Origin of the sequence: Castellaniella hirudinis, assembly GCF_042651965.1 — a bacterium.
Classification (GTDB): domain Bacteria; phylum Pseudomonadota; class Gammaproteobacteria; order Burkholderiales; family Burkholderiaceae_B; genus Castellaniella; species Castellaniella hirudinis.
Genome location: NZ_JBHSDY010000005.1, coordinates 259,448 through 276,073, shown reverse-complemented (window position 1 = coordinate 276,073; position 16,626 = coordinate 259,448). Strand labels below are relative to the sequence as shown.

The 16,626-nt window shown below is 63.4% G+C and carries 18 protein-coding genes; 1 reads left to right on the top strand and 17 read right to left on the bottom strand.

Features of this window, described 5'->3' with window-relative positions; genetic code table 11:
• The 3 genes from ACFO0J_RS09525 to ACFO0J_RS09515 are packed head-to-tail and all read right to left on the bottom strand — an operon-like array spanning position 1 to position 2,401.
• Positions 1 to 867, bottom strand: a complete 867-nt coding sequence (locus ACFO0J_RS09525) for a branched-chain amino acid ABC transporter permease (protein ID WP_376812829.1) — start codon at positions 865 to 867, stop codon at positions 1 to 3.
• A gap of 8 nt (positions 868 to 875) precedes the next feature.
• Positions 876 to 2,051, bottom strand: coding sequence for an ABC transporter substrate-binding protein (locus ACFO0J_RS09520; protein ID WP_376812828.1), 1,176 nt, complete (start codon positions 2,049 to 2,051; stop codon positions 876 to 878).
• A 26-nt stretch (positions 2,052 to 2,077) separates the two neighbouring features.
• Positions 2,078 to 2,401 carry a hypothetical protein gene (locus ACFO0J_RS09515; protein ID WP_376812827.1) on the bottom strand — a complete coding sequence of 108 codons (324 nt, stop codon included), beginning with the start codon at positions 2,399 to 2,401 and terminating at the stop codon, positions 2,078 to 2,080.
• Positions 2,402 to 2,583: 182 nt separating this feature from the next.
• Between ACFO0J_RS09515 and ACFO0J_RS09510 the strand changes: the two genes are divergently transcribed.
• Positions 2,584 to 3,543, top strand: coding sequence for a LysR family transcriptional regulator (locus ACFO0J_RS09510; protein WP_376812826.1), 960 nt, complete (start codon positions 2,584 to 2,586; stop codon positions 3,541 to 3,543).
• Here ACFO0J_RS09510 and rarD read toward each other — a convergent pair.
• The 14 genes from rarD to fabD all read right to left on the bottom strand — a co-directional run bounded on the left by rarD (position 3,529) and on the right by fabD (position 16,616).
• A complete protein-coding gene (gene rarD / locus ACFO0J_RS09505; RefSeq protein ID WP_376812825.1) occupies positions 3,529 to 4,422 on the bottom strand; it encodes an EamA family transporter RarD in 894 nt (297 codons plus the stop codon). The two genes, ACFO0J_RS09510 and rarD, sit on opposite strands and share 15 nt — an antisense overlap.
• Before the next feature lie 15 nt (positions 4,423 to 4,437).
• Positions 4,438 to 5,028 carry a DNA repair protein RecO gene (gene recO, locus ACFO0J_RS09500; protein WP_376812824.1) on the bottom strand — a complete coding sequence of 197 codons (591 nt, stop codon included), beginning with the start codon at positions 5,026 to 5,028 and terminating at the stop codon, positions 4,438 to 4,440.
• Positions 5,021 to 5,914 carry a GTPase Era gene (gene era, locus ACFO0J_RS09495; RefSeq protein WP_376812823.1) on the bottom strand — a complete coding sequence of 298 codons (894 nt, stop codon included), beginning with the start codon at positions 5,912 to 5,914 and terminating at the stop codon, positions 5,021 to 5,023. Before era ends, recO begins: the two co-directional genes overlap by 8 nt.
• Positions 5,911 to 6,687: a ribonuclease III gene (rnc, locus tag ACFO0J_RS09490; RefSeq protein ID WP_376812822.1), complete on the bottom strand. Its 777-nt coding sequence runs from the start codon at positions 6,685 to 6,687 to the stop codon at positions 5,911 to 5,913. Before rnc ends, era begins: the two co-directional genes overlap by 4 nt.
• Positions 6,687 to 7,574, bottom strand: a complete 888-nt coding sequence (gene lepB / locus ACFO0J_RS09485; RefSeq protein WP_376812821.1) for a signal peptidase I — start codon at positions 7,572 to 7,574, stop codon at positions 6,687 to 6,689. Before lepB ends, rnc begins: the two co-directional genes overlap by 1 nt.
• 13 nt (positions 7,575 to 7,587) lie before the next feature.
• A complete protein-coding gene (gene lepA / locus ACFO0J_RS09480; RefSeq protein WP_376812820.1) occupies positions 7,588 to 9,381 on the bottom strand; it encodes a translation elongation factor 4 in 1,794 nt (597 codons plus the stop codon).
• A 97-nt stretch (positions 9,382 to 9,478) separates the two neighbouring features.
• Positions 9,479 to 10,966: a Do family serine endopeptidase gene (locus ACFO0J_RS09475; protein ID WP_376812819.1), complete on the bottom strand. Its 1,488-nt coding sequence runs from the start codon at positions 10,964 to 10,966 to the stop codon at positions 9,479 to 9,481.
• A gap of 26 nt (positions 10,967 to 10,992) precedes the next feature.
• Positions 10,993 to 11,940, bottom strand: coding sequence for a MucB/RseB C-terminal domain-containing protein (locus ACFO0J_RS09470; protein ID WP_376812818.1), 948 nt, complete (start codon positions 11,938 to 11,940; stop codon positions 10,993 to 10,995).
• 35 nt (positions 11,941 to 11,975) lie between these two features.
• Complete coding sequence (locus ACFO0J_RS09465; RefSeq protein WP_376812817.1) at positions 11,976 to 12,482, bottom strand: sigma-E factor negative regulatory protein; 507 nt, start codon at positions 12,480 to 12,482, stop codon at positions 11,976 to 11,978.
• Positions 12,483 to 12,491: 9 nt separating this feature from the next.
• Positions 12,492 to 13,091, bottom strand: a complete 600-nt coding sequence (gene rpoE, locus ACFO0J_RS09460) for an RNA polymerase sigma factor RpoE (RefSeq protein ID WP_376812816.1) — start codon at positions 13,089 to 13,091, stop codon at positions 12,492 to 12,494.
• A gap of 15 nt (positions 13,092 to 13,106) precedes the next feature.
• Entirely contained in the window at positions 13,107 to 14,336 is a 1,230-nt protein-coding gene (gene fabF, locus ACFO0J_RS09455; RefSeq protein WP_376812815.1) for a beta-ketoacyl-ACP synthase II, read from the bottom strand.
• Between the two features lie 178 nt (positions 14,337 to 14,514).
• Positions 14,515 to 14,754 carry an acyl carrier protein gene (gene acpP / locus ACFO0J_RS09450; RefSeq protein WP_043680887.1) on the bottom strand — a complete coding sequence of 80 codons (240 nt, stop codon included), beginning with the start codon at positions 14,752 to 14,754 and terminating at the stop codon, positions 14,515 to 14,517.
• Between the two features lie 187 nt (positions 14,755 to 14,941).
• Positions 14,942 to 15,682 (bottom strand): 3-oxoacyl-ACP reductase FabG, encoded by a 741-nt coding sequence (gene fabG, locus ACFO0J_RS09445; protein WP_376812814.1) that lies wholly within the window; start codon positions 15,680 to 15,682, stop codon positions 14,942 to 14,944.
• Position 15,683: 1 nt separating this feature from the next.
• The gene (gene fabD, locus ACFO0J_RS09440; protein ID WP_376812813.1) at positions 15,684 to 16,616 is read right to left on the bottom strand and encodes an ACP S-malonyltransferase; all 933 of its coding nucleotides are present in this window, start codon (positions 16,614 to 16,616) and stop codon (positions 15,684 to 15,686) included.
• Positions 16,617 to 16,626 lie beyond the last annotated feature (10 nt).

Here is a 16,626-nt window from a genome sequence, read left to right as displayed (position 1 = left end):
TCAACTCTTTTCGCCAAAAAGCCCTTGCGGACGCAGAACCAGAAGGCCGATCACAAATACAAACAACGACATTTCGGCATAGCTTGATTTCATGAATGTTCCGGACAGGCTCTCACTGATTCCCAGAATCATCGCAGCGATAGCGGCGCCTGGAATGGAACCCAGACCACCGACGATCACCACGATGAACGACTTGACCATGGGGCCAAAGCCGACTGTGGGATAAACGGAAAAAATAGGCGCCATCAAAGCCCCCGCCAATGCGGCCAACCCTACTCCAATGCCAAAGCCCAATGGATAATAGATACCTGTATTGATCCCTTGTATCTGAGCAGCTTCCCTGTCTTGCACGACGGCCCTCAATGCCCTGCCATATCTGGTGTGATGGAAAAACACATACATCGTCAGCAGGACGAGCAGAGAAAAAAGCCCTGCATAGACTCGTGCTTTAGGCAACACCGCACCGCCTATGCGCACAATTCCCTTTGCGACGCTGGGGACAGCCAATGGATCCGGACCAAAAATGATCAGTGCCACGCTTTGCAGGATCATGCCGATACCGATGGTCGTGATCATGCCGCTGAGCTCATCCCCTCGCATCCGCTTCAAGATCGACAGTTCCGTCAAACTACCAAAAACCAATGCAAGAAGGAAGGCCGCCACCGCCACCACAACGAACGGCAATTTAAAATATGCAATGCCTACAAAGCACAAGAATGCGCCGAGCATGTAAAACTCGGCATGCGAAAAATTGACGATCCGCATCAAGCCGAATACCACGGTAAACCCGATCGCCATCAGCAGGTATAAACTGCCGATGACGATCCCGTTTACAATAGCCTGGATAACTATTGTCTCACTAAACATAGTCTTCTCTAATTATCCAGGCAGCCACCGCTGATCGTGCATTTCGCACGAATGACTTCCTGGCCGTTCACAACCTCGGCCACATAGAATGGCGTACTGATCTGATGGTCGATTCCATAGGTGCTCTTTCCTGTCCAGGATAGTTTCCCGGCCGCACCATCAAAATCCTTGATATTTTCCAATTTCCCAACGACCGCCTGGGTATCCTCAATTGTTTGCGCCTGGCGGATCGCCTCGAAAATCATGCGGGTCGTGTCATAGAACGAAGGACTGAATCCGTTCATCGCCTGCGCATAGTTCGCTTTATGCAGTTCGATATAGGCTTTCGTCAGTGCATAATCCGGATCAACCAATGTATGGACTAAAATCCCTTCGGCTGATTCCTTCCCGGCGACATTGACGATTTCCTGCGTGGCAGGGCCGCCTGTTCTGATGAACAAGCCTTCAAAGCCCAAATCCCTGGCCTGCTTGACGATCAAACCCGCAGAAGAAGGGGCGTTGATGTTCAGCTCGATGGCATCCACATCCAGACCCATCAGTCTTGTCAACAGCGGCACGAAGTCGACCCGATCGCGTTCATAAAACTCCTTGCCAACCAGTTCCACACCGGCATTGCCGTAGGCTTTTTCCACGTCCTTCGACACTTGCAGCCCGGTTTCATCATTGGGGAAAAAAGAGCCGATCTTCTTGATCCCATGCTTCTTGGCCACCCAGTTTATCTGGGCCTGGGCAAATTCCACAGTCGTGACATTGGCCCTGAACGTATACGGAGACTGCGCGTTCAATATCTTTTCACTGAACGCCATCGTGGACATTACAACCCCATTCTTCTCCGTCACCGGTTTGATGGCGACTGCTGCCGCCGACCCCACGGGTCCGACAATAAATTTCACCTTATCCTGGTGAACCAGGCGATTCACGGCAGTCACTGCCTCTCCCGCCTGGTACTTGTCATCATACGTAATGACATTGACCTTGTATTTTTTTCCGCTGACATCCAGGCCCCCCGCCTCATTTACTTCTTTGGCTGCCAGTTCTGCGCCATGCTGGACGGCTTGCCCCCAGCCCGCACCTGCCCCGGAGATGGTCGCAATGACACCGATATTGAGCGTGTCATCTGCGGCATAAACAACTCCGCTTGCGCAGAGAGACATGACGGCGACCGTCGTTTTTTTGAACATCATTTGTAACCTCCACTGATTATTTATTATTAAGCAATATCTTGAACCAAGCCGTCAAAACTCACTTTTCCGTTCTGATTATCCAAGAACACATAATTATCGTAGCAAGTCAGGACAGGTTTCACCCCAAACCGCTTGACATTCGCCTCCTCCCAGGCTTTCGTATACCACTTGTCGGCGGCTTCCTTCGACTCCCAGATATAGACTCCACCGCCGCCCGCGTCACCATTGAGGAAGTATTTTTTCAACAGCCCATCGACTTTGGAGAATTTCTCTATTGTGGTCCCGGCGTCCGCCATGGCCTTTTCCTTGGTCCTGCTGATTCCAGGTATCTGCACGATCGCGATATACATAATTCCTCCATTGCCAGCAAATAAAATTTATTGGTAGCCAAACGATTAATGCCTGAATCAGATTGGCGGATACGGGAGCCCTGCCCCTCAAACGCGCATAACCCAACGACATCAGCGAATACTAGCAATGTGCTCTGATAATCGTCTAATATTTTTCTTTCATCGTTTGATAGTGGAATGTTATGACTGTGACACTGAGGCAACTTCAGCAGCTGATCGTTCTGGCCGAGGAACGCAACTTCCGGCGTGCCGCCAACAGGTTGTTCATGGCACAACCTGCCTTATCGGTGTCCATCAAGAAGATGGAGGAGCAGATTGGCGTCACACTGCTTCAGCGAGGCGCCCGAGGTGCCGCGCTGACGCCGGCGGGAGAGGCCATGCTCCAGGAGGCCCGCTCAGCAATCTTTCATGCCGAAAACGCCTGCCGCTTGGCCAAGGGGGTGATCTCAGGTGACGTGGGCTCTCTACGACTCGGATTCGTCAACTCTGCAATCCATGAGCTTTTACCGGCTACCCTGAACACATTTCGCCTCCAGTACCCCCAGATACAGTTCGAACTCAGTGAGGACAGCACGTGGGAGATCATCAGGCGCATCGAAGCCCACGAGCTCGACGCGGGTATCGTGCGAGGCCCCATTGCGCAATCCGCCAATCTCAAAACATGGGTGATCGAACGCGACGACCTGATTCTTGCCGTCCCGGAGCATCATCGCTACGCCGATCTGGAATCCATCGAACTGAGGGATTGCGAATCGGAAGAGTTCGTACTTTTCGGCTCCTTCAGAACCCCAGGTCTGCATAGCGTCGCACTAGGGCTATGCCATTCGGCTGGATTCACACCCCGGATCAGCCAGGAGGCCATCCAGGTTCAGACACTCGTTGGCCTGGTCGCCAGCGGCATGGGTATCGCCCTCGTACCTGCGATTACGCGCAAGCATACGCGAGCCCACGTCCGATTCATTCCTTTGAAAGATGAGGGGGCGCGTCAATGCCTATCGTTATCACTGACCGCGCGGCGCGACATGCTCTCTGCCACGGTTCAACGCTTGCATGAGGTGATGAGCGCCCTGCCCTCACACGAGGACGCAGCCGGCCCGGCTCCCGGTGCACAGAAGTCCCGGCAGCCCTCAGCCGCCCGTTGACGCAGCCTTCACCGTCAACTTCCTCGCCCCTTCCGCCGCCACCAGCCCCACCGCGATCCAGATCGGGATGTAGGTCAGCCACTGCGCCGGCGCCACGGGCTCGCCCATCAACAGGAACGCCACCCAGAACAGCAGCACGGGCTCCACATAGCTCAGCAGCCCGAACAGGGTCAGGGGCAGGAGCCGGCTGGCCGCCAGGTACATCGACAACGACACCGCGCTCAGCAGACCCAGCACGGGGACTTGCAGGATCAGGCGCGGATGGGCGGCGAACAGGCGCACGGCCTCGGCCGCCTGGGCCTGCAGGATCACGATGGCCGCCGGCAGCAGGAAGAACATGTCGAACCACAAGCTGGTCAGCGCATCGACCCGCAAACGGCGGCGCAGCATGAAGTACGGCGGATAGCCCAAGGCGACCAGCAGCGTGGTCCAGGACACCGTCCCCAGCCGCCACCACTCATGCCCGACGCCCAGCGCGGCAAAGGCGACCGCCCAGGTCTGCCAGGTGCTGAGCTGTTCGCGATAGAACAGCCGCCCCACCAGCACCATCACCAGCGGCAGCAGGAAATAACCCATGGACACGTTCAGCGCATGGCCGTGCAGCGGCGCCCACACGAACACCCACAACTGCAGTCCCAGCAGAAGCGAACACACAATCATGGCCGCCAGGAACTTCCCCCGGGAAAAGTCCCGGGCGGCCTGGCGCACCGCCCCCCAGCCGCGCGCCCGCTGCACCACCAGCGCCAGCATCGGCAGTCCCATCAGGACCCGCCAAGCGAACACAATGTCGCCGTCGAAAGGCTGCATCAGCGTCGCGTAGTAATACATCGCTGCGAACAGCACCGAAGACGCCACCGACAGGAGGATGCCTTTTTTCATTTTTTCAAGCTGATTTCAATAACGCTGCAAATCCATCAACACCTGGCGGGTGCGCAGGGGTGCGTCCAGCAGCTCGTCCAGACGCTCCCGCAGCGCCTGGCGCAGTCCCGGCTCGGCGCCCGCCTGGTCGAAATCCGGCATCGGGGCATCCAGGCCGTAGCCGGCCTGCTCCAGCAGCAGCCACTCGAAGCGGCGCAGCACGGCGGCGTGGGGGCGGCCGCGCGCCCCGGCCAGCACGTCCAGCGCGGTCTCGTAGGCGTCGAACACGCCCGGGTGCGGGTCTTCGCGCGCCAGCAGGCGCAGGATCAGCTCGTTCATGTACCAGCCCGACATCATGGCCCGGCCGTCGAGCAGGCGTACCGGGCCGGACTCGGCGCGGGTCAAGGTATGGACTTCGGCCGAGCCGGTCCAGGACAGCCACAGCGGCTGGAAACCGACCAACACCGGGCGCAGCGCCGAATACGGGCGCTTGGCGCCCTTGGCCACCAGGGCGACGCAGCCGTGGTCGCGGGTAAAGGCCTGGATGATGAGAGAAGTTTCACGCCAGGGGTTGGCGTGCAGCACGTAACCACGCGCATCCTGGATGCGCTGGCTGCGTTTACTCATAGCCCAGGTCTCGCAGGGCCGCCTCGCGGTCCGACCAGCCCTTGCGGACCTTGATGTAGACGTCGAGGAAGACCGGCTTTTCGAGCAGCTTGACGATGTCCTGGCGGGCCTCGGTGGCGATGCGCTTCATGTGCTGGCCGCCCGCCCCCAGCAGGATGGGCCGGTGGCTGTCGCGTTCGATCACGACGCAGGCGGCGATGCGCGCGCCCTCGTCGTTTTCTTCCCACTGCTCGATGACCACGGTGCAGCCGTAGGGCAGCTCGTCGCCCACCAGGCGGAAGATCTTTTCCCGGATCAGTTCAGCCGCCAGAAAGCGCATCGGCCGGTCCGTCAGGGTGTCGGCCTCGAACAGGTGTTCACCTTCGGGCAGGTAGCGGCCGATCTCCTGCAGCAGCGTATCCAGCTGCACGTCGCGCAACGCACTGACCGGCACGACGGCCGCGTAGGGGAATTCTTCCATCAGGCGCGACACGTAGGCGAACATCGCGTTCTTGTCCTTGATCGCATCGACCTTGTTGACCGCCAGGATGACCGGACGATTCCTGGGCAGCAGCGGCACCACGCCGGCGTCGCCCGCCGACCATTTCCCGGCCTCGACCACGTGGACCACGACGTCGACCTCAGCCAGGGCCTGGGTCACCACCCGGTTCATCATGCGGTTCATGGCGCCGCCATGCCGCGTCTGGAAGCCGGGCGTATCGACGAAGACGAACTGGTCCTGGTCGCGCGTCAGCACGCCATGGATGCGGTGGCGGGTGGTCTGAGCCTTGCGCGAGACGATGGACAGCTTGGCCCCGACCAGGGCATTGCCCAGGGTGGACTTGCCCACATTGGGACGACCCACGATGGCGACGAAACCGCAACGGCTGGGGCTGGGAGCGTTCATTTCTTGTCCTGAGTCGGGTCCTGGGGCGTGTCCTGCGCCACGGCCACGGGCAGGGAGAGCTGGGCCGACTTGCGGCGGCGCGCCGACCGGCGCGCCGGCCCCAGCGATTCGATGGCCATGATCGCCTGACCGGCAGCGGCCTGCTCGGCCGCCCGCCGGCTGCTGCCGGAAGCCTGCACCCGGATGCCGAGCGGCGCGATTTCGCAGACCACGTCGAACATCTGGTCGTGCGCCGCCCCCCGGGTGGCCAGGACTTCGTAGTGCGGCAGGGGATGGCCGCGGCCCTGGACGAGCTCCTGCAGCAGCGTCTTGGGGTCCTTGCCGAAGGTCCGCAGATCGATATGCGACAGAATCGGCCGGTACTGGCGTTCGATGACGCGGCTGATCTCGGGAAATCCGCCGTCCAGGTAGATGGCGCCGAAGATGGCTTCGAGCGCATCGGCCAGGATCGAGGGCCGGCGGAAACCGCCGCTTTTCAATTCACCCTCGCCCAGGCGCAGATGGGTCGACAAGGACAGCGTCTGGGCGATGTCGGCCAGGGCGGACTGCTTGACCAGGTTCGAGCGCACCCGCGACAGATCGCCTTCGTCCATTTCGGCGTGTTCGGCGAACAGCAGCGTGGAGACGACGAAATTCAGCACCGAATCCCCCAGGAACTCCAGGCGCTCGTTGTGCGGCATGCCGTGGCTGCGGTGGGTCAGGGCCTGTTCCAGCAGGCCCCGATCCCGAAACCGGTAGTCCAGGGCGGACTGCAGGGAATCCAGGGAAGCCATTACTTGAACCCGCCGATCCGGCTGGGCGAACCGAAGTTCATCCAGATGAAGAAGGCGCGCCCGACGATGTTGCGATCCGGCACGAAACCCCAGTAGCGGCTGTCCAGGCTGTTGTCGCGGTTGTCGCCCATCATGAAGTAATGCCCGGCCGGCACCGTGCAGCGCACGCCGTCAGGCAGATAGGTGCAGGCCTGGAAATCCGGAAAGCGCGTGATCGGCATCAGGCTCTGCGGCATCTGGGCGTTCAGCAGGATACGGTGCGCCACGTCGCCTAATTGCTCCTGGTACTGCCCCACATAGGACGCGCGGTCGGGTTCGTAGTAATCGCCTTCGCGGCTGCGCGGCACCGGCGTGCCGTTGATCGACAGGACCTTGTCCCGGTATTCGATCACGTCACCCGGCTCGCCGACCACCCGCTTGATGTAGTCCACCGAAGGATCGACCGGATAACGGAAGACCACCACGTCGCCGCGCTTGGGCGAGCCCAGGTCCAGAATCTTGCGATCGACCACCGGCAGGCGGATGCCGTATTCGTACTTGTTCACCAGGATCAGGTCGCCGTTTTCCAGCGTCGGCAGCATGGAGCCCGACGGAATCCGGAAAGGCTCGACCACGAAGGAGCGCAGCACGAACACGAACAGGATCACCGGGAAGAAGCTGACGCAGTATTCCACCCACCAGGACGGGTGGTTGGCCCGCTCGTAGGCCTGATCGCATTCGACCTGCAGGGCGGCCGGATCCAGTCCGGCGGCGTTGTTGCGGCAGGCCTGCGCGGCCGCCTCGGCGCGGGCGCGGCGCCGGCCGCGCAGCACGCAGACGTCCAGCAGCCAGACCAGGCCCGTCACGACCAGCGCAACGAACAGCAACAAGGCGAAATCCCAGCTCATGCGGTGTCCTTTCTTATTTGTCTTCGACCTGCAGCACGGCCAGGAAGGCTTCTTGCGGAATTTCCACGTTGCCGACCTGCTTCATGCGTTTCTTGCCGGCCTTCTGCTTTTCAAGCAGCTTCTTTTTACGCGAAATGTCGCCGCCATAGCACTTGGCCAGCACATTCTTGCGCAGGGCCTTGACGTTTTCGCGGGCGACGACCTCGGCGCCGATGGCGGCCTGGATGGCGATGTCGAACATCTGGCGCGGGATCAGGCCGCGCATGCGCGTGACCACGTCCCGCCCCCGGGGCCGGGCGTTGGCACGGTGCACGATCATGGACAGGGCATCGACCCGGTCGCCGTTGATCAGCAGATCCACACGCACCACGTCGGCCACACGGTATTCTTTGAACTCATAGTCCATGGACGCATAGCCGCGCGACACGGATTTCAGGCGGTCGAAGAAGTCCAGCACGATTTCCGCCAGCGGGATCTCGTAGCGCAGATGCACCTGGCGGCCGTGATAGCTCATGTCCAGTTGCACGCCGCGCTTGGTCGTGCACAGCGACATGACCGGCCCCACGTATTCCTGGGGCATGAACAGCGTCACGGTCATGATGGGTTCGCGGATTTCCTGGATATGGCCGACTTCGGGCATGCGCGAAGGGCTGTCCACCCTCAGTAGTTCGCCGTCGCGGTTCAGGACCTCGTAGACCACCGACGGCGCGGTGGTGATGATGTCCATGTCGAATTCGCGTTCCAGGCGCTCCTGGACGATGTCCATGTGCAGCAGTCCCAGGAACCCGCAGCGGAAACCGAAGCCCAGGGCCTGCGAGACCTCGGGTTCGAACATCAGCGAGGAATCGTTGAGTTTCAGCTTTTCCAGGGAGTCGCGCAATTGGTCGTATTCGCTGGATTCGACCGGATAGACCCCGGCGAACACCTGCGGTTTGACCTCTTTGAAGCCCGGCAGGGGCGTGGCGGCGGGCTTGCCGGCCAGCGTCAGGGTGTCGCCGACCTTGGCGTGCTCCAGTTCCTTGATGCCGGCGATGATGAAACCGACCTCGCCGGCCGACAACTGATCGCGCGGCTGGGACTTGGGCGTGAACACGCCCAGTTGTTCGCACAAATGGGTGGCGCCGGTCGCCATCAGCAGGATCTTGTCCTTGGGCCGCAGGCTGCCGTTGACGATGCGCACCAGCATCACCACGCCGACGTAGTTGTCGAACCAGGAATCGATGATCAGGGCCTGCAGCGGCGCGGCCGGATCGCCCTTGGGGGGCGGCACCCGGGCCACGACGGCCTCGAGGATTTCGTCGATGCCCAGGCCGGTCTTGGCGCTGGCCTGAATGGCGTCGGTGGCGTCGATGCCGATCACGTCCTCGATCTCGGTGGCGGCGGCGTCCGGGTCGGCCGAGGGCAGGTCCATCTTGTTCAGGACCGGCACGACCTCGACGCCCAGTTCGATCGCGGTGTAGCAGTTGGCCACGGTCTGGGCCTCGACGCCCTGGGTGGAATCGACCACCAGCAGCGCGCCCTCGCAGGCCGACAGCGAACGGCTGACCTCGTAGGAGAAGTCCACGTGGCCCGGGGTGTCGATCAGGTTCAGCGCGTAGACGCGGCCGTCGGCCGCCTTGTAGCTGAGCGCCGCCGTCTGGGCCTTGATGGTGATGCCGCGTTCGCGCTCGATGTCCATCGAATCCAGGACCTGCGCTTCCATTTCGCGGTCCTGCAGACCCCCGCAACGCTGGATCAAGCGGTCGGCCAGCGTCGATTTACCGTGGTCGATGTGCGCGATGATGGAAAAATTACGGATATGGTCCATAGGATCAGAAAGAAAAATTGAAAAGGGAACGCCGCAGGGCGTCCCCTTCTCGTTCAGGCCGTATTTTAGCTTTTTCCCGGGGAGACGGGCTGCGGCATTATTGCGGCTTGATGATCACCCACTGGGACTGCTGATCGCGGCTGACCAGCAGCACGGCCGGACGGGACTTGTCCAGGCCCTTGACGATCTGGGCGTACTGCTTCGGGCTGGTGATGTCGGTGTCGTTGATCCGCAGGATCACGTCACCCGGCTCGATCCCGGCTTCCGCTGCCGCGCCTTCGGCCTGATCGACCACCACCCCCTGGTCACCGGCGTCGGCCGGCAGGGCCTTGACCTTCAGCCCCAGGCGGTCGGCCGTGTCATTGGGAGACGGGGTCTCGGGGCTCTGGGCCGTGGCGGCCTTGTCGTCGAGTTCGGCCACCGTGGTCTTCAGTTCCAGCGACTTGCCCTTGCGCCAGACCTGAATCGTGGCGCTGGCGCCCGGGTTGGTCGATCCCACCAGACGCGGCAGGTCGGTCATGTGCTTGATGGTCTGGCCGTTGAAGGCCGTGATCACGTCGCCCGGATGCACGCCCGCCTTGGCGGCCGGGCCGCCGGCCTCGACGCTGCTGACCAGAGCCCCCTGGCCCTTGTCCAGCCCCAGGGCCTTGGCGACCTCGTCCTGGACCTCGGTGATCTGCACCCCGATGCGTCCGCGCGTGACCTTGCCGTGCGCCTTGAGCTGCTCGACCACACGCATCACCTCGTCGATGGGGATGGCCAGGGAAATACCCATGAAGCCGCCGCTGCGCGAGACGATCTGGGAATTGATGCCGACCACCTGGCCCTGCAGATTGATCAGCGGACCGCCGGAATTGCCGGGATTGACGGCCACGTCGGTCTGGATGAACGGCAGGTAGTCGCCCGTGTCGCGGTTGATCGCGCTGACGATGCCGGCCGTGACGGTCGAATCCAGCCCGAAGGGCGAACCGATCGCCAGCACCCACTGGCCCTTGCGCAGCTTGTCCGAATCGCCGATTTCCAGCGGCTTCAGGTCGGTGGCCTCGATCTTGATCAGGGCGATGTCGGTGCGCGCATCCGTGCCGATGACCTTGGCCTTGTATTCCTTGCCGTTGGTCATGGTGACGAAGATGCCGTTGGAATTATCCACGACGTGGTTGTTCGTCAGGATGTAGCCGTCGGCGGAGATCACGAAGCCCGAACCGATGCCGCGCGGCACCGTGCGCTCGCTCTGGGACGGCGCGGGCGACTGCTTGGGCCGGGCGTGCGGATTCTGCGGATTCTGCTGGCCAAAGCCGGGCGGCATGAAGTCCGGGCCGAAGAACCAGCGGAACAGGTCAGAGGGATCACCATCGCCCGGCCCCATGGGCGAACGGCGCACCGGCACGGCCTCGGTGGTGCGGATGTTGACCACCGAGCCCTCGGTGGCCTCGACCACCTGGGTGAAGTCGGGCAGCGCGGCGCTGGGGGCGGCCACCGCCTGCGCCTGGGCGGCGCTGATGGGCAGGGTGGTCGCCAGCGCCAGGCTGACGGCGGCGCCCGCCGCCGCGCGCGCCACGGCGGTATACGGCAGATGAAAAGCCATGGAGTTCTCCTTGGAGGATATGAGGATCAGTGGGCGGCCTGAGGCAGGTATTGCACCGCGTGAGCCAAGTCATGCACGGTCTGCGCCGGCACCTCGCCGACCGCGGTCAGCCAGAAAGAAGCCAGCCGCATGCGGTAGACGCTGATCGCGCCCTGTCGCAGGCCGCCCTGTCTGATGCTTTGATCGCGTTTCGGATCAAAGGTTTCAATGAAGATCGAAATTGCTGCCAATCCGTCGGACAGCACCAGTTGATCGACCGTATGGCCGGGCCCCATCTGGCGCGTCAATTCGGCGATGGGCTGGAATCCGGCGGGCAAGGTGAACCGCCAGCCCTGCGCGGCCAGATTGGCCGGCTGGCTGGATTCGGTCTGCAGCCGCCAGTCGCGCGTGTTCCAGCGCGAGGCCAGCGATCCCGGCGGCACGTCGGCGCCGACGTGGACGCGGCTGAAGGCCACCTGGTCCACCAGACGGCCCTGGGCGTCCAGGGTCTGGCTCTTGAGCAGCAGATGGTTCTTCGGGTCTGTGCAGATCCGGTAGCTGTAGCGCAGGGCGTCGCGCGCCCGCAATTCGGACACGGTGCATTCACGGCCGGCCACACGATACGTGCGGTCCAGCGGCTTCCAGTCATAGTGCTGGGCGATCGTCGCGCCCTCGCCCAGCAGCAGCGCCGGGAAATGGTCGCTGTGCGCGGGCCGCGTGATCACCAGCCGGTGTTCCGGCAGCAGGCACTGTTCCAGGCCGTTCTGCCGCAGGCATTCCTGGGGCGTGCCGTCCAGGACTTCCTGGCGTTCCCGTTCGCCGGTGCCGTCAACCTGGTGCACCAGGTGCGTGGCCTGCAGCGTGCGGCCCTGCTGGTAGACGGTGACGCCGGCATAGTCCAGGGTGCGCGCGGCCTCCTGGACCTGGCGCAGAAAGGCCGTCAGATCGGTTTCGGCCGCACCTGCGGCAGCAGTCCACACAAGGGCGAGGCACAAGCCCGCCCGGCATCCGGCCCGCGCCCAGGTCGGCATCAGCGCGCCCCCATCCCGTCAAAGGAAGCCTGGCGCACCGCGCCGGCGCCCGCCATCGACTGGTGCGCGGCCATGTAGTCGGCCAGCCCCGGATCGGCGGCGTCGGATTCGTCGGCCTGGGCCATGACCGGCGTGGCGGCGGGCGGTGCGTCCGGCGCCAGGAAGAACGGACGGGCCATCCAGACGACAGATGCCACGGCCGCGGCGACGGCCAGCCCCGACAGGCTGTTACGCACCAGGTGGCGTCGCGCCAGCGGCGACGGCGCGACGATGGCCGGCTCGGCGTCGAGCGCAGCCGACACACGCGCATAAAAGCGTTCGGACGGGCGGATCGCCAGGTCCGGACTGCGCATGACGTCGCCGATCAGGTGGTAGGTGTCCCAGAGCTGGCGCCCGTAGGGGGTGTCGAGTTCTTCGGAGCGCAGATCGGCCTCGCCGTCCACCCAGGAGGACACCGAGGCCTCCCAGGCACGCTCTGTCACGGCGGAATCAGGTTTGGCGTTCATGACGGCTCCTTACCAGCGGCGATCCGTGTCCCGTTCCATGACCGGCCGCAGGCGGGCCGCGATGGCTTCGCGGGCGCGGTAGATGCGCGAACGGACGGTTCCGATGGGACATTGCATGGTGCTGGCGATTTCTTCATAACTCATCCCTTCGATTTCCCGCAGCACGATCGCGGCGCGCAAATCGTCCGGCAGTTCGTCGATGGCCTCGTTGACGGCCTGGGCGACCTGCCGGCTGGCCATCAACGATTCAGGGGTGCTCTGATCGCTTAGGCCGTCAATCTGGTCAAAAGTTTCACCGTCCTCGTTTTCCAGCGGCGTCACGGTAGAAGGCCGGCGGAAACTGGCCGCCTGCCAATTGCGGGCGGTGTTCAGGGCAATGCGGTAAAGCCAGGTGTAGAAGGCGCTCTCGCCCCGGAACTGGGGCAAGGCGCGGTAGGCCTTGATGAAGGCCTCCTGGGCAACGTCCTCGATCTCGGCCGGATCGTGGATCATGCGCGACAGCAGCCGCATGATCTTGCGCTGGTATTTGATCACCAGCAGGTCAAAGGCGTGACGCTCGCCACGCCTGACGCGCTCGACCAGCGCGAGATCGACCTCGCGCTCACTCATGATTCGGCCGGGGGGTCAGAGGCGCCCCACCAGCATCGAGCCGTTGGTGCCGCCAAAACCGAAGGAATTGGACAGCGCCACGTCGATCTTCATGTCGCGCGCCTGGTTGGCGCAATAGTCCAGGTCGCATTCGGGATCCTGGTTGAAGATATTGATGGTCGGGGGCGAGACCTGGTGATGCACCGCCAGGGTCGTGAAGACCGCCTCGATACCGCCCGCCGCGCCCAGCAAGTGCCCGGTCATGGACTTGGTGGAATTGACCACCAGTTTGTACGCATGATCGCCGAACGCCAGCTTGAGCGCCGCGGTTTCGTTCTTGTCGCCCAGGGGAGTGGACGTGCCGTGCGCGTTGACGTAGCTGATCTGGTCCGGATTCACACCGCTGTTGCGCAGCGCGTGCAGGATGCCCCGGCGCGGGCCGTCCTGGTCCGGGCTGGTGATGTGGTGCGCGTCGGAGCTCATGCCGAAGCCCAGGAATTCGCCGTAGATGCGCGCGCCACGGCGGCGGGCATGTTCGTACTCTTCCAGGACCAGCACGCCGGCGCCTTCGCCCAGGACGAAGCCGTCGCGGTCACGGTCCCAGGGACGCGAGGCGGTCTCGGGATCGTCGTTGCGGGTGGACAAGGCGCGCATGGCGGCAAAGCCGCCCATGCCCAAGGGAGAGACGGAGCTTTCGGCCCCGCCGGCCACCATGATGTCGGCGTCGCCGTATTCGATCAGGCGCGCGGCGTCGCCGATGCAGTGCAAACCGGTCGTGCAGGCCGAGACCACGGCGTAGCTGGGGCCTTTCAGGCCCAGCATGATGGACAACTGGCCCGAGATCAGATTGATCAGCGAGGCCGGCACGAAGAACGGCGAAATGCGCCGGGCGCCGCGCTCCAGGTATTCGATCTGGGTTTCTTCGATGCGCGGCAGGCCGCCGATGCCCGAGCCGATGATGGTGCCGATGCGGTCGGCGTCCTCGGCGGAAATATCCAGCCCCGAATCACGCCAGGCCTGGATGCCGGCGGCCACGCCGTAATGGATGAAGGAGTCCATCTGCTTGGCTTCTTTGGACCCCATGTAGTCGGTCACATTGAAGCCCTTGACCTCGCCCGCGATCTGGCTGTTGAGCACCGAGGCGTCGAAACGCGTCACCCGGCCGATACCCGAACGACCGTGAATGAGGTTGTCCCAGGCGGTTTGGACATCGTTGCCCACGGGCGAAACGATGCCCAATCCGGTTATGACGACACGTCGTTTCACTGACTCGGCTCCTGAAGCTAAAGAAAGAAATGAAAAGGGCGGCCCGTGACGGGCCAAATACGGCAGGCTGTTTCAGCCTGCCGATGGTGCCCGCCACGAACCGCCCCGGCGCCTGTCCGGCTTGGTGCGACAGGCCGTCCAGCCCTGGCGCGGCAAGCCGCAACAGGGTTGGTGAAGATTACTGCTTGCTGTGCGAGGTGATGTAGTCGACCGCTTGTTGGACCGTCGTGATCTTCTCGGCTTCCTCGTCAGGGATTTCGGTTTCGAATTCGTCTTCGAGGGCCATCACGAGCTCGACCATATCGAGCGAGTCGGCACCGAGGTCGTCAAGGAAGGAAGATTCGTTCTTGATCTCGGCTTCGTTGACGCCGAGTTGCTCAGCGACGATCTTCTTGACGCGCTGTTCGATGCTTTCCATGCATATCTCCAGTAAGGAAAAATCCCGCGAATTATAGCCAATGTGACCAACGGAGCTGCGGGTTTATGTCAAAAAAAACAGTCCCGGCCATCGGACGGCTTCCGTGAAGGAAACACGATCACGACCGGGCCTGCCTGCTGAGGTTGAACGGATTTTACCTTAGACGGGCCGGCTCCGTTCTTGATCCCTACATGTACATACCACCATTGACGTGCAACGTCGTCCCTGTTACGTAGCCGGCCTGGGGGCTGGCCAGGTAGGCGACCGCGTGGGCGATCTCTGCCGCCGAACCCAATCGGCCCAGGGGAATCTGCTCCAGGATGGCGGCCGTCTGGGTTTCGTTCAGGGCACGGGTCATGTCGGTATCGATGAAGCCCGGGGCCACGCAATTGACGGTGATGCCCCGGCTGCCCAGTTCGGCCGCCAGGGACCGCGACAGGCCGGCCACGCCGGCCTTGGCGGCCGCGTAGTTGGCCTGGCCGGGATTGCCGCTGTAGCCCACCACGGACGTGATATTGATGATGCGGCCCCAGCGGGCCTTCATCATGATCTTGGCCACACCGCGCGACAGACGAAACACGGACGACAGATTGGTGCCCAGCACAGCGGCCCAGTCTTCGTCCTTCATGCGCAGAATCAGGCCGTCGCGGGTGATCCCGGCGTTATTGACCAGGATGTGCGGCCCGCCCTGGCCGGCCAGTTCGGCCAGCAGGGCGTCGCAGGACGCCGCGTCATTGACTTCCAGTACCGCGCCGCGTCCGCCTTGCGGCGCCAGGGCTTCGGTGATGGCCTGGGCGCCGGCCTCGGACGTGGCCGTCCCGACGACCGTGGCGCCCGCAGCCGCCAATTCCAGGGCGATGGCGCGGCCGATGCCGCGCGAAGCGCCCGTCACAAGGGCGATCTTGCCCGCCAGCAGAGCTTCCGACATGTCAGCCTCCCAGAGCTTCCAGCGTCGCTTGCAGGGACGCCGGATCGGTGATGTTGAACGTGTTGATTTCGCGGTCGATGCGCTTGACCAGGCCGGTCAGGACCTTGCCCGGCCCGCATTCGACGAGGTGGGTGACGCCGTCCTGCTTCATGGCCTGGACGATCTCCACCCAGCGGACCGGGTGCCAGGCCTGGCGCACCAGCGCGTCGCGGATGGCGGCCGGGTCGGCCGGACGGGCGACATCGACGTTATTGATCAGGGGCATGGCCGGAGCCGTCAGGGCCACGTCCGCCAGCGCGCCGGCCAGCACGACCGCGGCCGGCTCCAGCAGGCGCGAATGGAAAGGCGCCGACACCGGCAGCGACACGGCGCGCTTGGCGCCGGCGGCGCGCGCCCGTTCGCAGGCGCGCTCGACCGCCGCCGTATGGCCGGCGATCACGACCTGGGCCGGGGCGTTGTAGTTGACGGCCTCGACGATCTGGCCTTCGGCGGCCTGGGCGCAGGCCTGGCGCACGGCCTCGTCGTCCAGCCCCAGGATGGCGGCCATGCCGCCCTCACCCACCGGCACGGCGGACTGCATGGCCTGGGCGCGCACGCGCACGGTGCGCACCGCGTCAGCCAGGTCCAGCGCACCGGCCGCCACCAGGGCGGAATATTCGCCCAGGCTGTGGCCCGCCACCAGGGCGGGGGCCGCGCCGCCGGCCTGCCGCCAGGCGCGATACATCGCGACGGAGCACAGCAGCATGGCAGGCTGGGTATGGGTGGTCAGGTTCAGGGTTTCGGCGGGACCCCGGGCGATCAGACCGGACAGGTCTTCGCCCAGCGCCGCGTCGCCCTCGCGCAACGTGGCCTGGACGCCGGTGTCGTCCGCCCAGGCGTCCATCATGCCCACGGTCTGCGAGCCCTGGCCCGGAAATACAAATGCAATCTTCATGTCGTAGTCT